We start from the raw sequence: 22,835 nt of genomic DNA, 5'->3' as shown, positions 1-22,835 counted from the left end.
AAGCGTCATCTTTTTTGGTAAGCGAAGCCTAACCAGCCTCAAGGCGGGATCTTGTCCTGTGCCGATGGCGGTGAGCGCGCGGTTGGAAATGATACGAGACCGGACTCCGGTGCGACTTACAGGTCGAGGTGCAGGTCCGCTCCGGCAGATATTCGCGCTGCATGGGGCGGAATTTTTCCGCAGTGCTTTGACTGGGCATTATCGCAGTGGGACCTGCCTGCGACCTACCATTCGATCACCGGCCGCGCGATCATCAGCCAGAAAATTCCGAGCACGGCAGCGAAGGCGGGGAAGCCGAAGGCGAACCACAGCCAGAAGAGCCGATGATAACGCGGCGGCAACGGCGCGCCTGCAGCCGCGGCTTGCGATGCCAGCTTACGCATCTCCATTTGCATCCAGACGACCGGGAGCCAGAACATTCCGGTGAAGATATAGAGCGCGATCGAAAGTACGATCCAGCCCTCCGACAGCGAGTAGCCTGCCTGCCAGGCGAGCGCGGCTCCGGTCAAAGGTTGCACGACCACAGCCGTCGCGGTGAAAAGGAAGTCGGCAAGGACGACAATGCGCGCCACCGCCGCAACCGTCGCGGCATTGCCGGTCCTGTGGGCGAGCAGCATGAAGAAAGCAATACCGGCGCCGGTGCCAAGCAGCACGGATGCGCCGATGACATGCAGAAATTTCAGCAGGAAATAGAGCATCAACGCTCCTCCAGCACTGCCAGGGCAACAAAGTGCAGCACCAGGATCGGCAACACCTTGAGGAACGGCCCAAGTGGGTCGTTCCACAGATCGGGGCTCAGGAAGCTTCCGACGACCAGGTAGAAGAGCGAGAGCGCGATGCCGCCATAGAGGCCTTTTCGCGTCGCCGGCCGCCAGGCTATGAGCGCGCCGACGATGATGTCGGCAAGAGCACCGGCGATCACGGTCGGCGCCGACAAGATACCGGCGCCCGTGCTTTGCATCAGATCGACGCCGCCGCTATAGCCGGTGGTCAGCGACACAATCCCCGTCATGATCCAGAAGACGGGCAGGACGACGAAGACCGCCGGCTTGATGAAATACAGCCGGGCAAACCATTTTTCCTGCACCGTTGCCGGATTGAGCGCGAGAAAACCCGCCAGGGTTTGCGGGCGTATGCCGGTCGCGGCGGTCCAGTCCGAGGGATCTCCAACCGCTCCTCGGGCGATCTCTCTGGCCGCGTTGGTGCGCATCGGTGGACGCCAGCCGAACATCGCGGCAAGGTCGCCGAGACGGTAGAGAAGCCTTGCAACAGCCGCCGGCAAGACAAGTCTGGCTGCCGGAGTCCAACCGAGCCATCGGCGATAGCTGCCGACGACCTCGTCCATGCTCAGCTGTTCGGGACCGACAAGTTCCAGCACGACGCGAGACGGACTGGCGGGATCGAGAAGGAAGACGACGGTTGAGACCACGTCATCGAGTTGTACCACCTGGAGCCGACCGGTGCCGGGCATGGAGGGCAGCACCGGCAGCGAGGCGAGACCCCGAAACAATGCGCTGGCCCCAAACACCGGCCGGCCGAGCACCACGGATGGGCGCAGGATCACCCAATCCAGATCAAGCGCCATAAGCGCCTGGTCGCCGGCCAGTTTCGTCGCCGAGAACGTCGAAGGCTGCGCCCGATCGACACCTATGGCCGAGAAGTGGATCACCCGGGCAACCCCTGTCCGCGCACAGGCGAGGAAGAGTGCTGCCGCCGCATCGCGATGTACTTCGCGCGTCTTTTCGCGAGGGCTGTCCTGCAGGACGCCCGCACAATTCACGACGGCGTCGACACCCCGGAGATGCGGCAGCCAGTCTTCGGGCTGCAGCGCCACCGTCATGTCCAGCACCAGCAACTGATAATTGTCGGCCCGGTTTGCGCCGGGGCTGCGGACCAATCCGATCACCTCATGCCCATCGGAAAGAAGGCGTGCGACGACGGAGGCACCGATCAGGCCGGTGGCGCCGGTAACCAGGACTTTCACTGGACCCCAATCTCCGACGGCAGGAAAGTATCCTTCATTCCGGTCTATCGCCCGCGATGCCCCCCTTCATACCGGAAAGTTCTTCCTTCGCGCATAACAACCGCGGCTGCGCCGGATCGGAGATGTCGAGCTTGTCCCAGGGAATGCGGTACATGCTGTCGCGACTGCGCAGTCGAAAGGCGTCGAGGACCGCAACGCCGATGGCCGAAGCGGACAGACGCTCGAAGGCCGCGTAGATGCCGACATGGTACTCGGTAATCACCAGGTCGTCGCCATCCGGTTTGGCGCGTATCTCCTCGATACGGCCGATGCTTTTGCCGCGCTGCGAAAGCACATTCCTGCCAGCCAATTGCTCAAGATTGACGGTCGCCATCATCCAGCTCCCGGAATACGCCCAATGACATGATCGCGCAGCCAGTCCTGCCAGTCGAAAATCGCCGTTTCGCGGACGTCGATATCGAACTCGATGTCGACGCCGATGTCGCGCACCTTATTCCAGGCGATGTGGTGTGGCTCGGCATGGCGCTTGCCGCCGAGCCTGGCCGCAAGCCGTGCCATCCAATGCCCGGGCCGCTCGCCCAGTCGGCGCGCCAGCGTGATCGAGCCGAGCTCGACCGCAACAATCTTAGGCGGCTTGCCTTGCCTGAGCTCGGCCACCAGCCCGTCAACCTTGCCGATCTTGACCTGCTCGCGGTCTACCACTTGCTTATCCAGGATGTCGCGCAGCAAATCCATCATGTGCCTCCGAATATCTGCAAAGGAATGGTCACGATCGCGAGCACAAAACCGAGCCCGATGATGAAGATGACCGCGGCATTGGCAATCATGCCATTGCGGTGCTCGCCGACATAGCGCTCGTCGTTCAGCAGGAAGAGGAACGGCACCACGGTCAGCGGCAGGCTGGCGGCTGTCAGTGCCATGGAAAAGATAGTGAGCTTCAGCGGATCGAGGCCCAGCGCGATCGGAATGGCGGCGAGAAACAACGAGATTGTATAGACAGTGCTGAAGCCCGGGTCGTCGCGCGGTTTCAGGTTCTCGCCCCAGGTCCAGCCGAAACCCTGCGCCACGAGATAGGCTTGCTGCAGGCCGATTTCGAGCGCGGCACCGAAGCAGGCAATGCCGAGTGAAGCAACGAACAGGACGAACCCCCAGAAACCGAAGATTTGAATCAGCATCAGCGGCAATTGGTGGTAGTCGTCGACCTGCTCAATGCCGTGCGCTGCCAGCACGAGCGCCGCCACGATCAACACGCCGATCGAGATAGTGCCGCCAAAACTCATGCCCAAGCCGGCAATGGCCCGATTGGCTCCGAGATAGCTTTCGTCCCACTGGTCCTCGATGGCTCCAGACGAATAGAACATGAACAGATAGGGCGAGATCGACGCACCAAGAATGCTGACTGCCATGAACCAATAATTGGCCGCGTCGTGGTCCGGCAGGGTAGGCACGGCACCGGCCGCAACCTGCCCCCAATCGGGCTTCAGCATGACGGCGCCAACCACGAAGCACAGCGTGACCAGGCCGAGGAACGCGACGCCCTTTTCGATGAAGCCGAACGTGCCTTTCCAGAGGAACAGCCATGCCACAAAAGCGACCGGCAGGGCCCACCACTGAAAGCCGATGCCGGTGGCGAGCTCGAGCGCAATGGCAACACCGCCGATTTCGGCTGCCATGACCAGGAAGTTGACCAGCAAGGTCGCAAGCAACGGCCACAGAAAGGCGTTGAAGCCAAACCGTTCCCGGATCCCGTCGGCGATGGTGTGATGGCTGACCGCGGCGAAGCGTCCGGCCATCTCGACCAGGAAGATGATGCAGATCGTGCCCAGGACGACGGCCCATATCAGCTGGAACCTGAACGCCGCGCCGGCCTGAGCTGCGGTCGCCATCGATCCGACCTCGAGAAAGCCGCCGACGCTGGTGACGACGCCGAGCGATATTTCGAGCAGCTTCTTCATGGTTTCGGTGCAAGATATTTCGCGTAGGACGTGCTCAGATCAACGGCGGCGGCCCGCAGATCCTGCTGCGCATGTTCCACTTCCGAGCGGTTGCCGTTCTGCACGGCCGTCGCCGCGCGCATTACCGCTGCTGAAACTTGTCCAATCGCCGTCGTCAGGCCGGCTTGCCGGCTGGGCTCAGGCGACTTGGCGGACTGGATTTGCGCACCGGCATCGGCGAGCGCCTTGCCAACCGATTGCAGAGTGCGCGACGTGTATTTCGGAGGGGCTGTCCCAGCGACCCAGTTCTCCAGAACCAACGATGCGGTCTGTGTGGCGGAAGCCGCGATTTTCGACTGCTGCTCGACCTGGCCGGAAGGCGAGCATGCCGTCAGTACAAACATTAGCAGCAGCAAGCACAGGCGGTGTGGTCGAAGACCAACGGCCGTAACGGCATTTACGATACGTGCTCGTAGCGTTGCTGCCACACGATTGTTCTCCCCGCACCAGGCGACTTCGGCGTGAAGTTTGATCTAGAGCGCTGGGGGATGACGTCAACTGAACCGCGATGAACGGCGCTGGCACCGCGGAACAAACCAGCGATCGCCGGATTAGGGATGAGGAGGCGAAGGCCATGGACAGGGAAGAGCGTATCAGGCAGCGAGCCCATGAGATCTGGGAGCGCGAAGGGCGTCCGCAAGGACGCGAGCACGACCACTGGGATCAGGCCGTGCAGGAGATCGAAGCTGAGGGATCCGAGGCCGAACGCGGCCCGGTCGTGCCCGATCCGACGGTCGAGGCCGGCTCCGATCCGGAGGCACGCGGCAGCAAGCGGCGGGGGAAGTGAGGCCCGATGCCTCGTCTCGTCGCCTGGATCGTTGTCGTACTGGTCGTGCTGTTCGCCGCCTGGCTGATGATCGGGCGCGACAGAACCGGCGGCGCAGGTCAGCCCACGCCGCACGCAATTGATCAAAATGGATAGGAGCCGACATGACGGGAACCGATACTCATCCTGAACAAGACCCGGCGGAAGGATCGCGAGCGATAGTGGAAAAGCAGCTCCGCAAGGAGCAAGGCGGCGAGGGCCAAAATCGCAAAGCCGAGCCAGCTTCCGACAAATCCGGCAGCAAGACTAAGACGCCTTCGGAAGCGCGCAAGAAAGGCTCAGGCTTGGATTGAGCCGGCTGACGGCGGGCTCACGCTGCCGTTTGCCTCGAAATAATAGGGATAGCGCTCCTGGACGACTTCGAGCACCTCGAAGATGCGGCGAAGATGCGTTCGCATTGCTTCTTCCGCCGCAAGCGCGTCGGCCTGCTCGAGCGCATCGACAATCCGCCGATGCTGGCCGAGGACCACCGACATGCTGTCGAGGCGCGGAAAAGACAGGAAACGGAAGCGGTCCATGTGCAGCTTCGCCGCGCTGATGTCGGCCCAGATTCCGCGAAACCCGGCATGGCTGGCGATATGCTGGTGGAACAGCTCGTCCGACTTGAAGAAGCGCCTGTCGTCGGCGATGGAGGCGAACGTCTCCTGGACCGCCAGTTCGCCTTTGAGCACGGCAAGCAGGTCGGCACGGCGCGGGCTCTCGACCGCGCGCTTGATTAGGCCGACTTCGAGCGCTTCGCGCAGGAACTGCGATTTCTCGAGATCGGCGATCCGCAGCGGCGCCACCATGCTGCCGCGCTGCGGATAGATGTCGATCAAGCCAAGACCGGCCAGCCGGGCGAGCGCCTCCCTGACGGGTGTGCGGCTCACGCCGAGGGCCTCCGACATCGCCTTTTCAGAAATCAGCTCGTGCGGCTTCAGGCGGAAGGTCAGGATTTGGTCGAGCAAAACCTCGAACGTCCTGGCCGCAACTGAAGCGCCGGGGGCGGTTTCGCCGAGCCGCCCCTCGGTGATGGTCCGCATTCCCAAAAGCCCTGCCATCGGCAATCCCCTTAAAGGCTCTGCAGCTTCAAGCCGTTCATGAAATGCCTGCGCAAGCAGCAGCGCCGGCGTTATTCCTTGCGCGGAGAACCGCCGATGCGCGCCAGCAGGCCGCCATCGACGCGCACGACCTCGCCGGTGACGAAGGAGGCATCGTCAGACATCAGGAAGGCGACGACTGCGGCAATCTCTTGCGGCTGGGCGGTACGGCCGAGCGGATGCATGTTGTCGAGGATACGCAGGATCTCGTCGGGCTTATCGTTGAGCTTGACCGCATCCCGCAGCATCGGTGTGTCAACCGCGCCCGGAGCGACGGCATTGACGCGCACGCCGAGCGGCGCATAGTCGACGGCCATCGACTTGACGAGGCCGATCAGGCCGTGCTTGGCCGTGGTATAGGCCAGAACCCCTTCCTGGCTGGCCAGACCCTGCACCGAACTCATATGGACGATGGCGCCGCGGCTTTGGCGCAGCAGCGGCATCGCCGCGCGGGAGAGCAGGTAGGCAGCCTTGAGGTTGACGTTCATCACCTCGTCCCAAAGCGCCTCGTCCGTAGTCTCCACCGTTCCATAACGCTGGATGCCGGCATTGTGGGAGAGCATGTCGAGCCCGCCGAACGCGGACCGGGCAAGCTCGACGGCGCGGCCGCACGCTTCAGTGTCGGCGGTCGAGCCAAGCACGGTAAGCACGGTCACGCCGCGCGCCGAAAGCTGCGCCGCGACCTCATCCAGCTGATCGCCCGCCCGGTCGAACAAGATCAGGTCGACGCCTTGCTCGGCCAGTTTTTCGGCGACGGCACGTCCGATGCCCATGGCCGCCCCGGTGACCAGTGCGCGTTTTTTGAATTCAGTCATTTATCCTCCCAAGAACAGCTGCGCAGTGACTACCATGGTAGTGGCCCGGCACCGCTTGACGTGCTCTTTCCACCGAGCCGGCCCAAGCGCGTCCGGCGTCATGTCGATCCTTGCATGAAAGCCAGCGTTTCCGCGCGCGTCGGTGCTCCAAGACGTCCGCCAAAGCGCAGGCATTTCAGTGCGGCGGCGGCGCTGGCCACTGCTATGGCCCGCTCTTCGTCCCACCCTTCGGCCAGACCGAGAGCGAAGGTGCCGTGAAACACGTCGCCCGCCGCCAGGGTGTCGACGGCTTCGACCCGCGGCGACGGCAGATGACGGACATCATTGCTGTCCGAGTAGCGGAACGCGGTGCCGTTCGCCCCATCGGTGACGGCCATAAAGGCGCCGGTCCGTTCGCCGAGAATGGCGACGGCAGAGCCGGCGGATATCTCCGGACCGCAAAGGATGCGTGCCGCCGGCAGCGATGCAACGACATGCGAGGCGAGCGGCAGCAGCCGGTCGAGCACCGGTCGCGATGCGACATCGGCGTCAAGGATCGCCGGAATGCCGTATTCACGAGCTTTCGCCAGCGCCAGGGCGGCGGCTCCGGGCCAGCGGACGTCGACCAGCACGGCGTCGAAGCGGGAAAAATCCGCCGGCGGAAGACGGTCCGGATCGGCTTGCGTGGCGGCATCGTAGAACGGGACAATCATACGCTCGCCGGCGGCATCGACCAGGATCGTGGCAATGGCCGAGCGGCCACCTTCAACCCTGCGCACCAGCGAACAGTCGACCCGCTCCGTCTCCATCTGGCCGATGACATCGCGGCCGACGGCATCGTCGCCGACACTTGCCCATAGCCAGACCTGCCCGCCCTGGCGGCTGGCCGACGCGGCGGCGCTCGCTGCCATGCCGGCCGCGATCTGCACAGCCTCGCTTGGCAGGAACTTGCCGGCGCCGGAGGGCAGGACATCGAGGCGCAAGATCGTGTCGTAGGTGAGCGCGCCGACGCAGAGCAGGCGGGGCGCCGTCATTGCAGCCGGTAGCCGCGCTGATGGGCAATCGCCGTCATCACGCCTCTCAATTCGGCAAGGCCGCGAAGGCGGCCGATCACAGGGTAGCCGGGATGGGTGTGCCGCGCAGCGTCATCGATCAATTCGTGGCCATGATCCGGGCGAAACGGCAGCAGCGCCTCCGGTTCCCCGGCGTCGCGGCGGCGTTGCTGCTCGTCGAGCAAGATCGTGACCACCGACACCATGTCGACATCGCCGCTCAGATGCTCGGATTCCATGAACGAGCCGTCCGGGTCCTTGCTGACGTTGCGCAGATGCACGAAATTTATCTTGTGCGCAAAGCGCCTGGCGATGGCGGACACGTCATTGGCCGGGTTGGCGCCCAGCGACCCCGTGCACAAGGTAAGGCCGCTATTAGCCGATGGCACTGCGTCCAGGATAAAGGCGATGTCGTCCGCGTTCTTGACGATCCGGCACAGGCCGACGAGATCGCGCGGCGGATCGTCCGGGTGTATCGCCAGCGTGACGCCCGCCTCTTCGGCCGCCGGCAGCACGTTTTCGAGAAAACGGACAAGGTTCTCACGCAGCCGGTCGTGCGACAGGCTCGACTGCTCGGCCACCACTTCGCGCAATTCCGCTATGTCGTAGCGCTTGAAGGCGCCTGGCAGACCGGCCATGATGTTGGCAAGCAAACGCTCTTTTGACGCATCCGGCGTCGTCTCGAACCATTCGCTCGCCCGTTGGAGAACATCGGACGCATAGTCGCGCTCCGATCCCTTACGCTGCAGCATGTAGCAATCGAACGCGGCAAGCTCGTGCATGTTCATGCGGAGTGCCCGTCCGCCGCCCGGCAACGGCGCAGCCAGGTCGGTGCGGGTCCAGTCGAGGATCAGCATGAAATTGTAGCAGACCGTACGCACACCGCAGGCGCCGAGATTGCGTAAGGTCTGCCTGAAATTGTCGTAGAGCCGGTCGAGATCGCCGCGGCCGAGCTTGATGTCCTCGTGCACGGGCACACTCTCGACGACGCTCCATTTGAGGCCCATCGCCGGATCTGCCTCGATAAGCGCCTGGCGCTGCCTGATGGCGTCGATCGGCCAGACTTCGCCGTAAGGGATGTCGTGCAGTGCCGTCACGATGCCGGTTGCGCCGGCCTGCCTCGCGTGGGCAAGCGTTGCCGAGTCGCTCGGACCAAACCATCGCCACGTCTGCTCCATTCGACCTCCAGCTGCGGAATTTTCCGATGAGCGTGGTGTATTGGATGCTACCATGGCAGTCAATTGCTTGCAGTCCAGTGCCTGGGTCGGCGTCCGGGTGGCCGCCCTTTAAAAGAGTACAACGATACGTGGCGTTCAGATTGAACGGCTACGCAAGGTCCGCGTTTCGGCTGGCCCAAATCGCGCCGCGTTCGAACATCGTGCCCATTTGCGGCACGGCGAACTCGTCGGCGGTGTGGCCGAGCGCGCTGTAGAAGACGCGGCCCTTGCCGTAGCGGCGCTTCCAGACAACCGGCATGACGACGCCGGCGATGAAATCGAGATGTTCGCCGGTGAAAGTAGTCGTCGCCAACACCTCGTTGGTCGGATCGACATGCATGTAATACTGCTCTGAACGGTAGGCGAAGCCGTCGACGCCCTGCATGACCGGATCGTCTGGCCTGGTGATGTCGACGTGATAGTCGATGATGTTGCCGGGATGGGCTACCCACTGACCGCCGGTCATGAACTGATATTCCGGTTCGTTGCGGAAACTGTCGCACATCGTACCGTGAAAGCCCGCAAGGCCGGTGCCGGCCCCAACGGCGCTGGTCAGGTTTTGCAGCTCCGGCTTTTCGATCGTCGACATGGTGATCACCGGGACTATGAGATCGAGCTTACTCAGCTGCGGATCGGCAAGCGCCGAAGTCCCCTGCTCCAGCTGCACGTCGAAGCCGTTGCCGGCCAGCATCTCCTTGACGATTTCGGCGCTTCGGGCCGGGGTGTGACCTTCCCAGCCGCCCCAGAAAATCAGTGCAGTCTTGCTCATCGCATTATTCCCTATTCCAGAATTCCGAAAGGCAGGTCGGCGCGCATCGGCGCCGGCCGGGCGCAGCCATATCTGAGATCGACACGCTGCCCTGTCTCTGCTGAAGAGATGATCGATTCCATGATTTCCAGGACATGGAGGGAAAGATCGAGACTGGCGCGGTGTTGCCTGCCCGAGACGATCGCCTGCGCCATGTCGGCAAGGCCGAGGCCCCGGTAGTTGCCGTCGCCATAGGAATGGATCTGATCGGCCACCGTCCAGTCGCCCTTGCGCTGGCTGGTCCTGATGTCGCCCTGGAACTGGTTGGGATCGGAGACGATCATCGAGCCCGTGGTTCCGTAAAGTTCGATGTGATTGTGTTCATGCTTCCAGACGTCGAAGCTGGTGGTGATCGAGACCGCGGCGCCATTCTCGAATGCGAGCAGGCCGGAAATATGGGTCGGCATCTCGACCCGGATGGTTTCGCCCTGGCGCGGTCCAGAACCGATGGTGCGGGTGGCGTAGGATGACTTCGCCTGCCCGCTCACGGATTTTACCGGACCCAGGAGATTGACCAGGCAGGTCAGATAGTACGGTCCCATGTCGAGCATTGGCCCACCGCCAGACTGATAGTAGAAATCCGGATTGGGATGCCAGAGCTCGTGGCCGGGCACCTGCATGAAGGCAGAGCCGGCGACGATGGTCCCAACCGTATCCTCATCGACCAGCCGCCGCGCCGTCTGGTGGGAGCCGCCAAGAAAAGTGTCGGGGGCGCAGCCGATACGCACGCCCTGTTGGCGCGCGGCCGCGACCAACCGCTCGGCGTCACTGAGCGTCGTTGCCAGCGGTTTCTCGGAGTAAACGTGCTTGCCTTGCCCGACAGCTTGCAAGCCGACCGGCACATGATGCTGCGGCGTCGTCAGGTTGAGCACGATCTCGACGCGCGGATCGGCCAACAGCGCGTCGACCGGCATGGCAGCCAGGCCGTGGGCCGCTGCCTTGGCCTCGGCCGCCGTAGGGTTGATGTCGGCAACGCCGACAATATCGAGCACCGGGAATTGTGGCGATGCCTTCAGGTAGGCATCCGAAATGTTGCCGCAGCCGATAATGCCGACACCGATCCTCCGCATGGGCTTCTCCTCAAAAGGCGGCATTGATGAAACAGCAGAACTCGTTTGTCACCCCCCTTTCGGCCGGACGAGGTTCTCCCGTGACAAGGATTTACCTCGAGAGCGTCAGAACGCCGCCCGATCACAATCGCGCGCCCATGCGCGAGGCGCTTGCTTTCGAGGTCGAACGGCCGGTACTCAGCAACATCGCTTCATGTAGCTTGCTCGACATTTTTGATGCCGGCTTTGAGCACAGCACCGATTTTCACCCGTAGAAGGACGCACATGATCCGCCCACAAGGAACCATCGCACCGATCCTGACGCCGTTCGAAAACGACGGCCGCATTGCCCGCGACCTCTGGATATCACACGCCAAGTGGGTGCTGGATCAGGGAGCGCATTTCCTGTCGCCGTTCGGCACCACGGGCGAGGCATTGTCCGTCTCGTTGCGCGAGCGCATGCAAGCGCTGGAGTGGCTGGTCGAGGCCGGCATTTCGCCAAGCAGTCTGATGCCCGGCACCGGTGTCACGGCAATTCCCGAGACCGTCGAGCTGACGGCGCATGCGGTCGGTCTCGGCTGTGCCGGGGTGATGGTGCTGCCGTCGTTCTTCTATACGGCCGCCGGCGACAACGGACAGGCCCGCTACTATGGCGAGCTGATCGAACGGGTGGCGAACCCGGCGATGAGGATGATCCTCTACCACATCCCGCAGAATTCCGGCGTACCGGTGAGCCCGGCGCTGACCGCCCGGCTTAGCGAAGCGTTTCCCGATGTCGTGGTGGCTTACAAGGACAGCGCCGGCGATTGGAACAACACCGCAGCGGTGATTGCGGCAGCCCCAAGGGTCGCGGTGTTTCCGAGCTCGGAAGCACAGCTGACGAAAGGCCTCGCCAACGGTGCTGCGGGGTGCATCTCGGCGACGGTCAATCTGAATGCGGCAGCGATCCGGGCCCTCTACGACGCAACGCTGGCGGGAGAGGACATTACTGACGCGGATGCCGCCATCAAGGCGTTCCGCAAAATCATCCAGGACGCCGGCCTCATCTCCGCGATGAAGGCAGTGCTGGCGATACGGTCTGGCGACAGACGCTGGCTGAACCTGCGCGCGCCGCATGAGAACGCGACGCAAGCCACCGGCGAAGCTTTGCTCGCCACTCTCGGCCCGCTAGCCGACCATATCGGCCGGAGCTGACTATCGGGCCGTGTTCAGGGCGGCAGCAGCGCGTATCAGCGCCTTGAACGCATTCTCATCTATGTCTTCGCCCTCACGGATATCGATGGCGCGCCTGGTGTTGCCTTCGAGGCTGGAGTTGAACAGGCCTGAAGGGTCCGGCAGCGAGGCGCCCTTTGCGAAGGTTACCTTCACGACGTTCTTGTAGGTCTCGCCGGTGCAGATTATTCCGGCGTGCGACCACACCGGAACGCCTCGCCACTTCCACTCCTCGATCACTTCCGGGTCAGCCTGCTTGACGAGAGCGCGGACATGGGAAAGCGTCTTGCCTCGCCAATCGCCCAGCTCACTGATCCTCGCATCTATCAGCTGAGAGGGAGAGCTCTCTGCATTTCCTTCCATCGAGCCACTCTTCATCATCATTGTCGCTTCCCTAGGGTTGTTGCCGCTCGCCCGTCGCATGAATACCGCTAGTCGGCACCGGACTGGCATTCCCGCTCACATTCGCTCGCCAGGCAATTGGCTGGCTTGCTTTACCCAGTCGGCGAGTTGAGCTTCGTCGAGCTGGTCGTCCTCGTAGATATCGAGGTAGCGCACGTCCTTGTGCTTGGACTCGCCGGGTGGGACGGGACGCAGCGACGCGCCGCGGAAGAAAGCCAGCTTGATGTACTTTGTGAAGCAATGGAAGTTGAGGAACCAGCCTTGACCCTCTACGCCATAGAAGGGCGAGTTCCATTTGACGGCCTTGCGGAGGTTGGGAACGTTGCGCTCGATGAGTGCGTCGAGGCGGCGCCCGACGTCGCGTTTCCAGCCCGGCATGGCCGCGATGTAGGCCTGCACAGGAGCGTCACCATCACCCTTCGGGATCTGCGGGTTGCCGCCTGCGAGGAGGACCGGCTTGGCGGCTGCAGGCTTGGCGGCTGCAGGCTTGGCGGCTGTAGGCTTGGCGGCGGGCTGCTTCACGACCGCCGCTGGCTTGATAGACGTCTTGTTGGCCATGCGTTCACTCCAATGCGCCAGAGCCCCCGGCGCTGCGCCACTTGGGCGAGTAAGGCAGCACGAACATGTACAGTCCGGTAAGCAGGAGCAAGCCGAGTGGAAACAGCGGCAAGAGGTATACCCAGTAGGCGGGTTCCTTGCCTGCTCCCAGGCTGATGAAGATGGCGGCGACGACCACCGCAAAGATAATCGACAGCCAGCGGTGGATCTGCCGAACCCATTTGTTCCAATCCATTGAGACCTCCTCTGAAGACGAACCGAGCGGATCGGGCGGCCCGTTTGACGACTCCCGCCGGGCAGCCACACCACTGAACGCACGCTTTACCAGCGCGCCAGCTGAGTGATTTGAACGAGATTGCCGCAGTTGTCGTTCAGCTGGGCGATGGTCGAGCCGGTTACTTCGGTCGGCGGCATCGTGAACTCGGCGCCGCGCGCTTTGATGCGCTCGTAATCGCTCTTGACGTTATCGGTGAAGAACATGACCGCGGGCTGGCCCTGCTGGTAAATGGCTTGCTGGTAGGCCTTTGCGGCCGGGTTGTCATTGAGCGCGAGTTGCAGCTCGGTCCCGTCCGGCTCGTCGGGTGATGCGACGGTCAGCCAGCGAAACGGCCCATTGCTGAAATCGGCCTTTTTCGTAAAGCCGAGCGTTTCGGTGTAGAAACCCAGAGCCTTTTCCTGGTCATCCACGTATACTTTGGTCAACTTGATCTTCATTGGCTTGCCTCCATTATCGCCCCGCCATCTGCCGCTCTGTAACAGAGCCCCTGCTTGAATAGCGCCCGCGGATCTCAGTCCGTCCGCGCCAGAACCTGCTCCAGATCGTCAAAGAACCTCGGCCAGCCGACTTTGGCACCCCGGAAGTAAGGCTGCTGATCCGGCCGGAAGCCCGACTGTTCCATGCGCAAGCGGGCTCCGGTGCTCGTGGGGGTGAGGGTCCAGGAGACGACACTCTTGAGATCCTTGGTATCCCATGTGTAAGTCAGCGTTCTGTTCGGCTCGACCGTCTGCACCTGACACTCGACGGAGCCCCAGGCTGCGTGAAGATTGAAGCGGTGGTTCGCGACAGGTTTGAAGTCATTTTTCATGAGCCACTCCTCGATCAAGTGTGGTTGCGTGAGCGCGCGCCAGATCTTCTCGGGCGGATAAGCGATTTCCCGTTCGACAACGACGGAGAGTGTTTCGGTCGACGTTCGGTTCACTGGTCCATCCTTTTGAGGAGGTCTTCGAGGTCGTCGAACCGGCTCTGCCAGAATCCGGTCATCTGGCTCGTCCAGTCGAGCAAGGGGGCAAGCGCTGCAAGCTGCGCACTATAATGGGTCTGCCGTCCTGCATGGCGGTCGCGCACCAGCCCCGCCTGCCTCAAAACGCCGAGATGCTTCGACACGGCCGGTTGCGAGATCCCGGCCTGAGCCGTCAGAGCCCCGACCGTCTGCTCTCCTTCGCGACACAGTCGCTCAAAAATAGCGCGCCGAGTCGGATCGGCAAGCGTTCTGAACAGTACATCGTGAGCGTTTGGCATTGGGATCGATAACCCTTCGGCTATTGATCGATGTATAACCACCGGGATATGTATGAGTCAAGCGCGAACCGGCATAATTCTCGTTAGTCACCCGCTTCGCTCACGCAGCCAGTTGCTTATTCGCTGTGCTCTGCACTGGAATTGTCACGCGTTATGCGCTACATGACCATCTACATGGTCAGGAGCGTGACATGGACGCGGTCAATCTGGCGGACGCCAAGGCACATCTGAGTGAGCTCGTCGACCGGGTCGAGGCTGGAGACTCGATCGACATAACCCGGCGTGGCAAGCCGGTCGCCAGGCTCACGGCCGTGGCCCGCCCTCGCAAACGGATCGACGCCGTCCTGCTCCAATCCCTGACCGCAACCATGCCTCTGCAGGCCCAGGCTGCCGCCGATCTGGTGCGATCGATGCGAGATGGCGATCGCTATTGATGTTCTATCTCGATACTTCGCTGATCGTCGCGGCGCTATCCAACGAAGCCATGACCGCGCGCGTTCAGGGCTGGCTGGCGGAGCAGGACCCAGCGCAACTTGTGATCAGCGATTGGACCATCACCGAGATGTCATCCGCCATGGCGATCAAGCTTCGGACCGGACAGATCGACCTGGAGCAGCGCGCAGCAGCGCTCGCGATGTTCAATAAGCTGGTCGCTGAGAGCTTCACCATGCTGCCGGTGACGGGCGGGCATTTTCGGGTCGCCGCGAAATTCGCCGATCAGCATATCCTCGCGCTTCGTGCTGGCGACGCCCTGCACCTCGCGACGGCATCGGAGCATGGCGCCACGGTGTGGACCCTCGACCAGCGGCTCGCCGAGGCAGGACCGATACTCGGCGTGCCGACGCAGTTGCTGGCATGATCAAGGCTCCTCCTTCAAAATGAATAAACCGATTGGCTGCAATTCTTGACGTTGACAACTTCTGGATATACATTTCTTGCAGAGTATATCTAATGGAGGAAGTGGCATGCAGGTCGCCAAATGGGGAAACAGTCTTGCGGTCCGCCTTCCCGCCGCTGTGGTCGAAGCGCTTGAACTCAGGGAAGGCGATGAGATCGAAATCCATGTCGCTGACGCCCGCCAGCTTGGCGTCGCGCGAAAGCCCGGGCGCGAAGAGTTGCTGAAGCGTCTCCGCGCCTTCCGCGGTCGGCTTCCCGCTGACTTCAAATTCGATCGAGACGAGGCAAATGCCCGTTAGTTTTTTCGATACCAATGTCCTTCTTTACATCGCGTCAGACGATACGGCGAAGGCGGATCGGGCCGAGGCGGTCATCGCTACTGGCGGGGCGATCAGCGTGCAGGTTCTCAACGAACTCACCAATGTCGCGCGTCGGAAGATGCAAATGTCATGGGACGACACACATGCGCTGCTGACCATGCTGCGCGGCCTGTTGACGGTTCATCCGCTCACGCTCGAGACGCACGAAACAGGATTGAGGCTCGCCGAGCGGTACGGCCTTTCCACCTATGACGCGATGATCGCCTCCGCGGCGGTTCACGCTGGCTGCGACACACTTTGGTCGGAGGACATGCAGCACGGAATGGCGCTCGACGAAGGCTTGCGCATCGTTAATCCCTTTCGCGTTGCGAGCTGATCACGCTCATTGAAGGGGGCTGGCCGGGAGCGAACTGGCGGCTTTCGATGTTGCCGGGCGGCGCGTCCAGCACGGAGAGCGATGCTGTCAACCACAAGCGTCTGCGCGGGCGAGGAGAAAGGCCGCTTCGCGTACGTTGCGGGTGAGCTTGGCCGCAGCCTCGAATTCGGCGCGGGCCTCGGCCAGCCGGCCGGCCCGAAACAGAAAATCGCCCCTCGCCGCCGGCAATGGCGCATAATTGCGCAAGGCGGCGGCGTCGGCAATCTCGTCTACCAGCCGCAGGCCCGCTTCGGGCCCGAAAGCCATGCTGTGGGCGATCGCCCGATTGAGATCGACCACCGGCGAGGGCATCACTGCACGCAGCCGGTCATAGAGCGCTGCGATGCGGGGCCAATCGGTATCGCCCGAACTGCGCGCCCGCGCGTGACAGGCTGCAAGCGCGGCCTGCAACACATAGGGGCCATCGCCCCCGAGGGCTTCGGCACGTGCCAGCGCGTCAAGGCCCCGGCGGATCAGTAGCTGGTCCCAGCGCGCGCGGTTTTGCTCGGTCAGGGTCAAGAGGGCGCCGTCCGGCCCGATGCGTGCCGGCAGGCGCGATGCCTGGATTTCCATGAGAGCCAGCAGGCCGAACACCTCGGCATCCTCGGCCATCAGCCCCGCCAGCATGCGGCCCAGCCGTTGTGCCTCCAGGCACAGGCCCGGCCGGACAAGGTCGTCGCCTGCCGTGGCAGCATAGCCTTCGTTGAAGATGAGATAGATGACCTCCAGCACCGAGGACAGACGCGCCGCACGCTCGGCGCCGCGCGGCACCTCGAAGCTGAGCCCGGCCTTTCCGATCGTCCTCTTCGCGCGGACGATGCGCTGGGCGATCGTCACCTCGCTCGACAGGAAAGCACGGGCGATCTCGTCCGTCGTCAGGCCGCCGATGACGCGCAACGTGAGCGCCGCGCGGGCGTCGGCGGAAAGTATGGGGTGGCAGGCTGTGAAGATGAGGCCCAGCAGCTCGTCGCCAAGATCGTCGTTCGTGGCCATTTCGTTTCCCTCGGCCGTACCGCCGCACTCGCCGTCCAGCTCCCGCGCGATCTCCTCATGCTTGCGCTCGCGCATCTTGTCGCGACGGATCGCGTCGATGGCGCGGTGTTTGGCGACTGTCATCAGCCAAGCGCCGGGATTGGCCGGAACGCCGGTCCTGGACCATTCGGACAGGGCTATGACGAGGGCGTCCTGCACCAGTTCCTCTGCAAGATCGACATTACGCACGAGGCGAGCCAGGCCTGCGATGAGCCGGGCCCGTTCAATGCGAAAAATCGCCTCGATCGCCTGCTGCGTCTCGCCTGCCGTCATGCTGCCTTATCGGCCAAAGCCATAACGAAGGCAAAACAGGTTGCGGCCGACAGGTTCAGTTGGCGCTGAGCTTCTCGCGCGTCCGGTCATGGATTTCCGTGACCTCCGGCGTCAGATTCCCATTGCCAATCAGCCATCTCGTACAACGGCCGGATCTCAATCTCGCTCGGTCCCGGCATGGGATTGGGGCAGCGCTTCACCCAGGCGACCGCCTCGTCCATGTCCTTGACTTCCCAGAGCCAAAAGCCGGCGACCAGTTCGCGGGTCTCGGCGAAAGGTCCGTCGATGACCGTCCGGCGTGGACCATCGAACGCAACGCGCTTGCCCTGCGAGGAGGGCTTGAGGCCGTCAGCGTCGAGCAAGATACCGGCATTGCGCAGCTCGTCGTTAAACCTGCCCATCGCCTCCATCGCCTTCTTCGCCTCGGGCGTGGGGACAAAGCCCTTTTCGCTGTCCTCGGTAGCCTTCACGAGCACCATCACACGCATTGTCTGTCTCCTTGTTGAGCCGGCCTCACCGGCCGGCATCGAAACGACGAACGGAGTTTAGGAAATCGACATTGTCCTGCAAATTTTTTTCGAAGTTGAGGAGAAAGACGCCGACGGCCGCTCCTCTGGTCGGGGATCGCGATGGCGCGATATCGGGATTGGGCGCAACGCTGGTCGCCGATTGTAAGTAGTTGAGTGGCCCGCCTAAACCATTTCGGGACGTTTTGAGGCCTCGCGGATCGCCTTGTGCACGCTGCGCTGCAAATCCATGAAGGCTGGGGTTTCCATGACCTCTTCCCGGCGCGGGCGCTCAATGTCGACATTGAAGGTCTGCATGATGCGTCCCGGCCCGATCCCCATCACGACGATGCGGTCCGACAGGTAGACGGCTTCTTCCACATCATGGGTGACGAAGAGCACGGTGAGCCTGTGCTCCTCCCAGATCTGCGTCAGGAGTTCCTGCATCTGATGCCTGGTCAAGGCATCGAGCGCGCCAAAGGGCTCGTCCATCAGAAGCATTTTGGGTCGATAGGAAAGAGCACGCGCTATGGCCACCCGTTGCTTCATGCCGCCAGAAAGCTCAGACGGATAGCGATTGGCGCTGTGCGGGAGCTTGACCAAATCGAGATGCTCGCGCGCTATCCTGCGGCAGGTCGCGCGATCATGACCCGCGGCCTTGAGCGCGAACTCGATATTCTGCTGCGCCGTCAGCCAGGGAAGCAGGGTGTAGGACTGGAAGACGACGCCGCGGTCGAGGCCCGGCTGCAGGATCGGCGCACCATCGATGGCAAGATCTCCCGCGTCGAAATCCTGCAGTCCGGCAACGATCGACAGCAGCGTGCTCTTGCCGCAGCCCGACGTGCCCACCAGCGAGACGAACTCGTTGTCGGCAAGATCGAGATTGATATCGCGCAGCACTTCCGTGCGCCGCGCGCCCGTGCCGAAGCTCTTGTGGAGACCCCCGATCCGCAGTTTGGGCAAACTCATCGGCCCGGCCTCATTCCACGTGGCCCTCCTGCCGGAACAGCACTTTTCCCAGTGCCTTCATGACCTGGTCGGTGATGAGGCCAAGCACGCCCAGCAGCAGGATGTAGCCGATGATGGTGTTTGTCTGGAAATAACGCTGGGACACGGTGATGCGGTAGCCGAGGCCTGATGTCGCCGCGACAAGTTCCGCCAACACCAGCCAGGTCCATGCCCAGCCGAGACTGATGCGCAACGTGTCCCAGATGCCTGGCAAGGCGCTGGGAACCACGATGCGCGTCAGGATCTTGCGATCCGGCAGGCCGAGCGTCCTGCCAAGGCCGATGAAATCAGCGGGAACCCGTTTTACATTGTCCATGATCATCAGCACCTGCTGGAAGAAGGTGCCGATGAAGATGATGAGGAACTTCTGGGCATCGCCGGTCCCCGACCACAGGATGGAGAGGGGCACGAAAGCGACCACCGGCATGTAGCGGATGAAATCCACAAGCGGCTCGATCGCCGCTTCCCAGGTCCTGAAGCTGCCGATCAGCACGCCAATCGGAATCGCCAATGCCGAGGCGATGAGGAAGCCAACAGAAATACGGTATATCGAGGTCCTGAGATCCAGCCACAGCGTGCCGTCACCTGAGAGCTTGCCGAGCTGGGTCACCACGCTTCCCGGCGAGGGCAGGAAAATCGGCTTTACCAGCCCCAGCCCCGTTGCCGCCCACCAGGCGAGGCCGAGGCCGGCAAAGACGGCCACCGCTATCATCAGGAAGCGCGAGCGTGCGATGGGCGCGCCGATCCCGGAGGGTCGGGGACCGCGGATAGGCGGTTTGATCACCCGCCCCCGCGCGGCGTGGGACGGGCGTGGCTTGGTCGCACGCTGCTCGGACATTTGCGTCACCACCGCGAGCCGGCCCTCGTCATTTCGCGGCCTTGACGAATGACGGGTCGATCATCTGCTCCGGCGTCACGTCCGCCTGAAGCAGCCCGGCGTTCTTGGCGGCTGCCTCGACATCGGCGAATGTCTTGGTGGAAAACTCGCCCGTCAGCGCATCCTTGTTTTCGGCGAGAGTATAGTAACGCACGCCATCAAAGGCGGTGTTGAGGTCTTCGACGCTCGAACCGACCGCCTTGGAGATGATCGCCCGGCCGTCGGGCGTGTCGGCATTGTATGCCTTCAGGGCCGCATCCCAGGTCTTGATCATGGCAAGCACCTGGCCGGGACGCGACTTGATCACCTCATCGCGCACCACGAACACGTCGCTGATCAGGCCGGGATCTTCGCCTGCGGTGAAGAGCAGCTTGACGTCCTTGTTCTGTGCCCTGGCCGCGGTGAGATAGGGCTCATAGGTCACCGCGACCGGGACCTGGCCGGCGATCAACGCACTGCCGGCATCCGCCGCCGGCATTGGAACCGGCTGGACATCGGCGATGGACATGCCGTTCTTGGCGAGCGCGTATTTGAGCAGGATGTCGCTCGTCGTGCCTTCCTCGAAAGCGACCTGTTTGCCCTTGAGGTCGGCGACGGAGGCGACGTCCTTGCCGGCGATCATGGCGTCTGCCGTCATGCTGACGTCGAGCAGAAGTACGATCTTCACCGGCAGGCCGGCCGCAACCATGCCCATAGCCGTGTGGGTCGCGATGTTGGCGGCATCGAGCTGGCCGCTGGCCAGGGCGGCGTTGATGTCCTTGTCCTCGGCGAAGTTCACGATCTGTACGTCGGACAGCCCGCTTGCCTTGAACAGGCCCTTGGCTTCGGCGACGTGCCACTGGCCGTAGCCAAGCCATGGCTCGATGCCGATCTTGAATGTTCCTGCCTCAGGCGTCGCCGGAATTGTCGCGTCGGCCGCGTAGGCGGCCGGGGCAAACCCGACGGCAGCAGCCATGACGAGTGCCCGAAATTGTCCTGCTAGGTTACGTATCATCTTGTTCCCCTTGATGATCAGGCCGCTTTTTTGAACCAAACATCCGGCCTGGTGAGAATGCGGGCTTCTGCTCTTGCGGCACCGTGCCTCGGCATCTTAGCTGTCCGTTCAACGAAAGTGCGACGACACTTCAACGTCAGCAACAGCGGATGTCAAGGCTAAATACATACATGCATATACAAGTTAGACCCCTCCTTGCGACTCTGATTCGCTTCACTGCGATCAGGTTTTTTTGGATGGAGAATATCGACTGCCAAGCGAGTAGCGGCTGCCAACGTAAGTCAGCTTGCTGATCGTGGCAACGACGGCGCCCGTCCATGTCCGGCGATGCAGAAACAGGCAGCAGCTGCCGACATCGATGCCCAGATACCGTGCCGTCTCGGCATCGGCAGGAGTCGCCGAGATGATGTGCTCGACCTCCGTCACCGGGGTTTTCTGCATGAGGTAGTCGTAGGTCGCTGTCCTGGAAAAGTCCTGCTTGTCATAGTCGGGTATCAGGCCCGGGTTGACGAAGCGCTCTTCCAGTTGCACAGGCAGGTCGTTCTCGAAGTTGACGACGATGGAATGATAGACCGACACGCGCTTTGCGAACTCGAACGAAAGCGCGAGCTCCTTTGTCGGCGTGATCTTTTCGAGCACGATAACCTCGGAACGATGCCTGTTTCCCCGCGCGACAATTTCCGCCGCGATGTTGTTGATCTCGATCAGTGCGGATTGCGGTCGAGGTGGCGCGATGAATGTGCCGACGCCCTGGAGCCGGATCAGAAAACCCGCAGAGGTCAACTCCCGCAAGGCACGATGGACCGTCATCCGAGACACGCCGAGTGTCGCCACGAATTCATTTTCGGACGGCAGCTTGCGGTCCTTGCTCCATCGCCCCGATCCGATGTTCGTCAGGATATAGTCCTTGACCTTCTCGTAAAGAGGGCTGGCGGTGTCGGGCAAAGTGATCATTTCAAAAATCCTTTCCGGCAAGGTTCGGAAATCACACGCGCCCGGCAGACCGCATCCGGATGATTGTTTTCAAGCCATCGCCCTGCCCCGCCAACAGCCGCTCATAGGCTGCGGGGACATCATCCAGGCCGATCTCGCGGTCGATCAGTTCGACCATGGGCTCGGTCAATTCGCCGAGCATCCGAATGGCGTCGGGAAGCTCATCGGCAAATGCGTGGCATCCCAGCAACGCTATTTCGCGTTCAACCAGGATGTTGGGATCGATATCGAGGCGGCCATGGAATATGCCGACCATCGCAACGCTGCCGCCGGCATCGAGAACGCCGAGCAACTGGCTGAGTGCTGCGACGCTGCCGGTCGCTTCGACGGCAGCGAGCAAGGGGGCATCCGCGGTGGCGGCGGCAATGGCGTCCCGATTCAAGTCGACGATGCTGGCGCCGGTCACCCGTGCCACGCGGGCGCATCGGCCGGGGTTGCGATCGGCGACGAGCACGGTACCTGCGAATGTCCTGGAAAGCAGCAGTGCGGCAAGCCCGCCGATAGTCCCGCAGCCGACGACAAGAACGGAGCCGGCCGTTTTCGGCAGACGCCGCACTGCGTGCAACGCTACAGCCAGCGGCTCGGCCATCGCCGCGACCCGTTCGTCAAGCGCGGCATCGATGGTATGCAAGAGGCGCGCGGGCAGGACCGCCTGTTCGGCAAATCCGCCGTCGCATATCTCGCCGACGAAGCCCAGCGACGTGCAGAGATGCCGCCTGCCTGCATGGCATTGCGCGCACTCTCCACACCAGAAACGGGAATCGGCGACCACTCGGTCGCCAAGAGCGACGGTGTCCACGCCCTCGCCGATGGCGATCAGCGTGCCTGTCAGCTCATGGCCAGCCGTCGAAGGCGACCGGCTTATCCATTGGCCAGTGCGGAAGTTGTGGAGATCGGAACCGCAAATGCCTGCGGCATCGACCCTCAGCTTCACCCAGCCTGGCTCGGGAGCGCCCGGCGCGGCGATATCCTCGACGCGCAGGTCGCCGGGTCCATGGAGTCGCGCCGCCCTCATCGTCATCGTTT

34 protein-coding genes are annotated in these 22,835 nt (G+C 62.6%); 9 read left to right on the top strand and 25 right to left on the bottom strand.

The window, feature by feature from the left end; translation table 11 throughout:
* Positions 1-224: 224 nt before the first annotated feature.
* From NKH21_RS29285 to NKH21_RS29260, 6 genes are read right to left on the bottom strand one after another with little or no spacing between them, the layout of a single operon-like run.
* The gene (locus NKH21_RS29285; RefSeq protein ID WP_352669841.1) at positions 225-698 is read right to left on the bottom strand and encodes a DUF2269 family protein; all 474 of its coding nucleotides are present in this window, start codon (positions 696-698) and stop codon (positions 225-227) included.
* Positions 698-1,984 carry an SDR family oxidoreductase gene (locus tag NKH21_RS29280; RefSeq protein WP_352669838.1) on the bottom strand — a complete coding sequence of 429 codons (1,287 nt, stop codon included), beginning with the start codon at positions 1,982-1,984 and terminating at the stop codon, positions 698-700. The genes NKH21_RS29285 and NKH21_RS29280 overlap by 1 nt, the downstream gene beginning before the upstream one ends.
* A gap of 34 nt (positions 1,985-2,018) precedes the next feature.
* Entirely contained in the window at positions 2,019-2,357 is a 339-nt protein-coding gene (locus NKH21_RS29275) for a hypothetical protein (protein WP_352669836.1), read from the bottom strand.
* Positions 2,357-2,719 carry a hypothetical protein gene (locus tag NKH21_RS29270; protein ID WP_352669833.1) on the bottom strand — a complete coding sequence of 121 codons (363 nt, stop codon included), beginning with the start codon at positions 2,717-2,719 and terminating at the stop codon, positions 2,357-2,359. The genes NKH21_RS29275 and NKH21_RS29270 overlap by 1 nt, the downstream gene beginning before the upstream one ends.
* Positions 2,719-3,939, bottom strand: coding sequence for an NRAMP family divalent metal transporter (locus NKH21_RS29265; protein ID WP_352669831.1), 1,221 nt, complete (start codon positions 3,937-3,939; stop codon positions 2,719-2,721). The genes NKH21_RS29270 and NKH21_RS29265 overlap by 1 nt, the downstream gene beginning before the upstream one ends.
* A complete protein-coding gene (locus NKH21_RS29260) occupies positions 3,936-4,322 on the bottom strand; it encodes a hypothetical protein (protein ID WP_352669830.1) in 387 nt (128 codons plus the stop codon). Before NKH21_RS29260 ends, NKH21_RS29265 begins: the two co-directional genes overlap by 4 nt.
* 230 nt (positions 4,323-4,552) lie before the next feature.
* Between NKH21_RS29260 and NKH21_RS29255 the strand changes: the two genes are divergently transcribed.
* From NKH21_RS29255 to NKH21_RS29245, 3 genes are read left to right on the top strand one after another with little or no spacing between them, the layout of a single operon-like run.
* Entirely contained in the window at positions 4,553-4,765 is a 213-nt protein-coding gene (locus NKH21_RS29255) for a DUF2934 domain-containing protein (RefSeq protein WP_352669828.1), read from the top strand.
* Positions 4,766-4,771: 6 nt separating this feature from the next.
* On the top strand, positions 4,772-4,900 hold the full coding sequence (locus NKH21_RS29250; protein ID WP_352669826.1) for a hypothetical protein: 129 nt from the start codon (positions 4,772-4,774) through the stop codon (positions 4,898-4,900).
* 8 nt (positions 4,901-4,908) lie between these two features.
* Entirely contained in the window at positions 4,909-5,097 is a 189-nt protein-coding gene (locus NKH21_RS29245) for a hypothetical protein (protein ID WP_352669823.1), read from the top strand.
* Here the strand turns inward: NKH21_RS29245 and NKH21_RS29240 are convergent.
* From NKH21_RS29240 to NKH21_RS29215, 6 genes are all read right to left on the bottom strand, one after another.
* Entirely contained in the window at positions 5,083-5,844 is a 762-nt protein-coding gene (locus NKH21_RS29240) for a GntR family transcriptional regulator (RefSeq protein ID WP_352869296.1), read from the bottom strand. The genes NKH21_RS29245 and NKH21_RS29240 overlap by 15 nt on opposite strands.
* Before the next feature lie 71 nt (positions 5,845-5,915).
* A complete protein-coding gene (locus NKH21_RS29235) occupies positions 5,916-6,698 on the bottom strand; it encodes an SDR family NAD(P)-dependent oxidoreductase (protein WP_352669817.1) in 783 nt (260 codons plus the stop codon).
* Between the two features lie 98 nt (positions 6,699-6,796).
* Positions 6,797-7,711 (bottom strand): PfkB family carbohydrate kinase, encoded by a 915-nt coding sequence (locus NKH21_RS29230; RefSeq protein ID WP_352669814.1) that lies wholly within the window; start codon positions 7,709-7,711, stop codon positions 6,797-6,799.
* Positions 7,708-8,907, bottom strand: coding sequence for a mannonate dehydratase (uxuA, locus tag NKH21_RS29225; RefSeq protein WP_352869292.1), 1,200 nt, complete (start codon positions 8,905-8,907; stop codon positions 7,708-7,710). Before uxuA ends, NKH21_RS29230 begins: the two co-directional genes overlap by 4 nt.
* A 148-nt stretch (positions 8,908-9,055) precedes the next feature.
* Positions 9,056-9,715, bottom strand: coding sequence for a ThuA domain-containing protein (locus NKH21_RS29220; RefSeq protein ID WP_352669809.1), 660 nt, complete (start codon positions 9,713-9,715; stop codon positions 9,056-9,058).
* Between the two features lie 11 nt (positions 9,716-9,726).
* Complete coding sequence (locus NKH21_RS29215; RefSeq protein WP_352869289.1) at positions 9,727-10,824, bottom strand: Gfo/Idh/MocA family protein; 1,098 nt, start codon at positions 10,822-10,824, stop codon at positions 9,727-9,729.
* A 26-nt stretch (positions 10,825-10,850) separates the two neighbouring features.
* Between NKH21_RS29215 and NKH21_RS29210 the strand changes: the two genes are divergently transcribed.
* Complete coding sequence (locus NKH21_RS29210) at positions 10,851-11,078, top strand: hypothetical protein (RefSeq protein ID WP_352669804.1); 228 nt, start codon at positions 10,851-10,853, stop codon at positions 11,076-11,078.
* 10 nt (positions 11,079-11,088) lie between these two features.
* Positions 11,089-11,997 (top strand): dihydrodipicolinate synthase family protein, encoded by a 909-nt coding sequence (locus NKH21_RS29205; RefSeq protein ID WP_352669801.1) that lies wholly within the window; start codon positions 11,089-11,091, stop codon positions 11,995-11,997.
* Here NKH21_RS29205 and NKH21_RS29200 read toward each other — a convergent pair whose 3' ends face one another.
* The 6 genes from NKH21_RS29200 to NKH21_RS29175 form a co-directional block, all read right to left on the bottom strand.
* Entirely contained in the window at positions 11,998-12,396 is a 399-nt protein-coding gene (locus NKH21_RS29200) for a DUF1801 domain-containing protein (protein WP_352669850.1), read from the bottom strand. It lies immediately after the preceding gene.
* A gap of 78 nt (positions 12,397-12,474) precedes the next feature.
* Complete coding sequence (locus NKH21_RS29195; RefSeq protein ID WP_352669799.1) at positions 12,475-12,975, bottom strand: DUF1801 domain-containing protein; 501 nt, start codon at positions 12,973-12,975, stop codon at positions 12,475-12,477.
* 4 nt (positions 12,976-12,979) lie between these two features.
* Positions 12,980-13,210 carry a hypothetical protein gene (locus NKH21_RS29190; RefSeq protein ID WP_352669798.1) on the bottom strand — a complete coding sequence of 77 codons (231 nt, stop codon included), beginning with the start codon at positions 13,208-13,210 and terminating at the stop codon, positions 12,980-12,982.
* Between the two features lie 86 nt (positions 13,211-13,296).
* Positions 13,297-13,689: a VOC family protein gene (locus NKH21_RS29185; RefSeq protein WP_352669796.1), complete on the bottom strand. Its 393-nt coding sequence runs from the start codon at positions 13,687-13,689 to the stop codon at positions 13,297-13,299.
* Positions 13,690-13,763: 74 nt separating this feature from the next.
* On the bottom strand, positions 13,764-14,174 hold the full coding sequence (locus NKH21_RS29180) for an SRPBCC family protein (protein WP_352669793.1): 411 nt from the start codon (positions 14,172-14,174) through the stop codon (positions 13,764-13,766).
* Entirely contained in the window at positions 14,171-14,494 is a 324-nt protein-coding gene (locus NKH21_RS29175) for an ArsR/SmtB family transcription factor (RefSeq protein ID WP_352488427.1), read from the bottom strand. The genes NKH21_RS29180 and NKH21_RS29175 overlap by 4 nt, the downstream gene beginning before the upstream one ends.
* Positions 14,495-14,685: 191 nt before the next feature.
* Between NKH21_RS29175 and NKH21_RS29170 the strand changes: the two genes are divergently transcribed.
* From NKH21_RS29170 to NKH21_RS29155, 4 genes are all read left to right on the top strand, one after another.
* On the top strand, positions 14,686-14,928 hold the full coding sequence (locus NKH21_RS29170; protein WP_352468031.1) for a type II toxin-antitoxin system Phd/YefM family antitoxin: 243 nt from the start codon (positions 14,686-14,688) through the stop codon (positions 14,926-14,928).
* Positions 14,928-15,353 carry a type II toxin-antitoxin system VapC family toxin gene (locus NKH21_RS29165; protein WP_352669790.1) on the top strand — a complete coding sequence of 142 codons (426 nt, stop codon included), beginning with the start codon at positions 14,928-14,930 and terminating at the stop codon, positions 15,351-15,353. Before NKH21_RS29170 ends, NKH21_RS29165 begins: the two co-directional genes overlap by 1 nt.
* 106 nt (positions 15,354-15,459) lie before the next feature.
* Positions 15,460-15,690 (top strand): AbrB/MazE/SpoVT family DNA-binding domain-containing protein, encoded by a 231-nt coding sequence (locus NKH21_RS29160; protein WP_023676182.1) that lies wholly within the window; start codon positions 15,460-15,462, stop codon positions 15,688-15,690.
* Complete coding sequence (locus NKH21_RS29155) at positions 15,680-16,087, top strand: PIN domain-containing protein (protein WP_352669785.1); 408 nt, start codon at positions 15,680-15,682, stop codon at positions 16,085-16,087. Before NKH21_RS29160 ends, NKH21_RS29155 begins: the two co-directional genes overlap by 11 nt.
* Positions 16,088-16,174: 87 nt before the next feature.
* Here NKH21_RS29155 and NKH21_RS29150 read toward each other — a convergent pair whose 3' ends face one another.
* The 7 genes from NKH21_RS29150 to NKH21_RS29120 form a co-directional block, all read right to left on the bottom strand.
* A complete protein-coding gene (locus NKH21_RS29150) occupies positions 16,175-17,431 on the bottom strand; it encodes an RNA polymerase sigma factor (protein WP_352669783.1) in 1,257 nt (418 codons plus the stop codon).
* A gap of 86 nt (positions 17,432-17,517) precedes the next feature.
* Positions 17,518-17,919 carry a YciI family protein gene (locus NKH21_RS29145; RefSeq protein ID WP_352669780.1) on the bottom strand — a complete coding sequence of 134 codons (402 nt, stop codon included), beginning with the start codon at positions 17,917-17,919 and terminating at the stop codon, positions 17,518-17,520.
* Between the two features lie 204 nt (positions 17,920-18,123).
* The gene (locus tag NKH21_RS29140) at positions 18,124-18,906 is read right to left on the bottom strand and encodes an ABC transporter ATP-binding protein (protein ID WP_352669777.1); all 783 of its coding nucleotides are present in this window, start codon (positions 18,904-18,906) and stop codon (positions 18,124-18,126) included.
* Positions 18,907-18,916: 10 nt separating this feature from the next.
* Entirely contained in the window at positions 18,917-19,657 is a 741-nt protein-coding gene (locus NKH21_RS29135) for an ABC transporter permease (protein WP_352869303.1), read from the bottom strand.
* A gap of 154 nt (positions 19,658-19,811) precedes the next feature.
* A complete protein-coding gene (locus NKH21_RS29130) occupies positions 19,812-20,816 on the bottom strand; it encodes an ABC transporter substrate-binding protein (RefSeq protein WP_502903471.1) in 1,005 nt (334 codons plus the stop codon).
* Between the two features lie 222 nt (positions 20,817-21,038).
* Positions 21,039-21,770 carry a histidine utilization transcriptional repressor HutC gene (hutC, locus tag NKH21_RS29125; RefSeq protein ID WP_352669772.1) on the bottom strand — a complete coding sequence of 244 codons (732 nt, stop codon included), beginning with the start codon at positions 21,768-21,770 and terminating at the stop codon, positions 21,039-21,041.
* Positions 21,771-21,801: 31 nt separating this feature from the next.
* Positions 21,802-22,824, bottom strand: a complete 1,023-nt coding sequence (locus NKH21_RS29120; RefSeq protein WP_352869280.1) for a zinc-dependent alcohol dehydrogenase — start codon at positions 22,822-22,824, stop codon at positions 21,802-21,804.
* Between the last annotated feature and the right edge of the window lie 11 nt (positions 22,825-22,835).

This window comes from Mesorhizobium sp. M1329, from assembly GCF_040318035.1.
In the GTDB taxonomy this organism is placed as follows: domain Bacteria; phylum Pseudomonadota; class Alphaproteobacteria; order Rhizobiales; family Rhizobiaceae; genus Mesorhizobium.
The sequence above is the reverse complement of the archived record's forward strand: the minus strand, read 5'-3'. Positions and strand labels throughout refer to the sequence as shown.